Source organism: Ruixingdingia sedimenti, assembly GCF_031432425.1.
In the GTDB taxonomy this organism is placed as follows: domain Bacteria; phylum Pseudomonadota; class Alphaproteobacteria; order Rhodobacterales; family Rhodobacteraceae; genus Ruixingdingia; species Ruixingdingia sedimenti.
In genome coordinates, this window is record NZ_JAVKPH010000091.1 from 1 (window position 1) to 2,110 (window position 2,110).

The 2,110-nt window shown below is 65.9% G+C and carries 2 protein-coding genes; both read right to left on the minus strand.

What is annotated here, in order from left to right; all coding sequences use genetic code 11:
* Positions 1-283: 283 nt before the first annotated feature.
* Complete coding sequence (opgC, locus tag RGD00_RS23130) at positions 284-1,474, minus strand: OpgC domain-containing protein (RefSeq protein ID WP_310459589.1); 1,191 nt, start codon at positions 1,472-1,474, stop codon at positions 284-286.
* A 218-nt stretch (positions 1,475-1,692) separates the two neighbouring features.
* A complete protein-coding gene (locus RGD00_RS23135) occupies positions 1,693-2,016 on the minus strand; it encodes a type 2 periplasmic-binding domain-containing protein (protein WP_310459590.1) in 324 nt (107 codons plus the stop codon).
* Positions 2,017-2,110: the final 94 nt, after the last annotated feature.

Sequence of the window (2,110 nt, forward strand, 5' to 3'; positions counted from 1 at the left end):
GACCGCCGAAAGCTTCCTGGGCTTCATCGACATCACGTCGATCCGCCTCTGGCTCCGCCATTTGTCAACATGACCTACGGCGCTACCGGAGAAATATCCAGAACTGGAACAGCTTCGCTATGACTGGCGCAGCATGAACTCGTGACAGGAGACGATCCATCCAGTTACTTCCGACGTGGAAGGGCGGGAGTTTTGTGAGCCCTCCCTCATTCAATGCGATCAGCTTCGCGCATTGTCGGCCATCTTTCTCTTGTAGATCTGGGGTCTGAGTCCCGTTGAGGCTTCAGGCCGCCGCGGTACGCCGCGCGGGGGCGGCCGCGCGGCGGCGGTCGCGCACCCAAGCCACCGCGAACAGCGGCAGCGTCATGGCCAGCAGGATCAGGTTGCGCGCCCAGACCGGCAGCGCCGGCACATCCTGCCCCTCCATCACGATTTCCAGCGCATAGACCGCCAGCACATGCGCCACGAACACCTGCAACGAATGCCGCCCCAGCATCACCAGCGGCGGGCGGGTGAACAGCCAGGTGATCGCCGCCCCCGCCCAGGCCAGCCCGCGCCAGCCGCTGTCGCGCCCGGCCACAACCAGCCATGTCACCAGATAAAGGTCGATCGCGAAGGCCGTCAGATAGACGATATGCAGGTTGCCCCGGTCGATGGTCGGGAACACCCACCGCGCGTAATCCTGCCCCAATGCGCCGGTGCGGGAAATCACGTCCAGCGCCCCCAGCAACAGGAACCCCGCCAGCGCGATCCAGAACACCTGCGCCATCACCGGGCTGCGCAGCACCGACAGGTCCAGCCGGTCGTTGGCCAGTAGCCAGCCCAGCCACAGCCCGCCCAGAAACAGCACCTGCCAGCCGAAAACGTTGAAATAGATCCCGATATTGATCGGATGGCCCATGGCGGCCAGCGCCGCCTCGATCGGCAGTTGCGCCTGATCGGGCAGCGAGGTCTGCGCCAGCAGCCACAGGAAGGCCGACCCCGCGAACACCGCCGGCGCCCGCCCGGCATGGAACTGGCGCAGGACGAAAGGCGTGGCCAGCACGAACCAGACATACATCGGCAGGATGCCCATATGGATCGTTCCCGTCACCAGCATCAGCGAGGCGGCAGAGAACACCACCGGCTCCGCCGTCTGCTGGCGCAGGATCGTCGCGGGGATCCCCAGCATCGGCAGGGCCAGCGCCAGCGCAAGGAAGAACAGCACCAGCCCCGCCTGATAGCGCCAGATCAGCCCGGCGCGGCCCAGCAGGCCCCGGGTCATCACCCCCTCGCCGTATTTCAACAGCTTGCGCCCATAGACCATCGCCATCACCAGACCCGACAGAAAGACGAAGCCCTGCGCATCCTCGACCCAGCCGAAGGCATGGTGGTTCACATGGCCCAAGGGCGCCTGCAACAGCCCGTTGATATGCGCGATCATCATGAAAAAGAGGAACCAGCCGCGAAAGCCGTCCAGAATGGTGAATCGCATTGCCTGTTCCTTCATGCAGCGCCGGGGGCCGGTACATCGACCGGGCCGCCCCTTTCGCATGTCAGGATACAAGAGGAAATAGCCAGCCGCGCCAAAGGCTTCCGTGAACAGGCGGCATCCTGCGCACCCCGCCCCGCCCAATCGGCGGAAAGGGGCCGGCCGGGGCGATGACGCCCCGGCCGGTTCATTTCGACGGGATCGGCGCTGCCGGGCGCCCGCTACTCCGCCGCCTCCAGCGCCGCGATCTCATCCCGCAGCTTGTCGAGGATCGCGGCAGGATCGGCGAGACCCTTTTCCCGCGCACGCGCCACCCAGTCCGCCTCCAGCGGCTGCGCCTGTTCCCGCAGGGCGGCCAGGAAAGCCGCGTCGGCCGTGTCGATCCGATAGCCCGCCGCGCGCAGCTTGTCGAACGCCTCATGTTCCTTCACATATTGCGCCGCCCCGATGGCCGGGCCGAGCTTGCCGATGGTGATCGCGTCGATCGCCGCCCGGTCCGCCTCGGAAATCCGGTCCCAGGATTCCTGCCGGACCCCGATCATCATGCTTGGCGCCCCCATGCGGCTCTGTTGCACAAATCGGCTGAGGGCCGGAGTTCCCCTTTCCCCGGACAGACTTATCCTGTGACTTCCGTGATGG

What these genes read in the sequence shown, in the direction of transcription:
- opgC (WP_310459589.1), bottom strand. Translation starts at nt 1,474, where the DNA reads ATGCGATTCACCATTCTGGACGGCTTTCGCGGCTGGTTCCTCTTTTTC.
- RGD00_RS23135 (WP_310459590.1), bottom strand. Translation starts at nt 2,016, where the DNA reads ATGATGATCGGGGTCCGGCAGGAATCCTGGGACCGGATTTCCGAGGCG.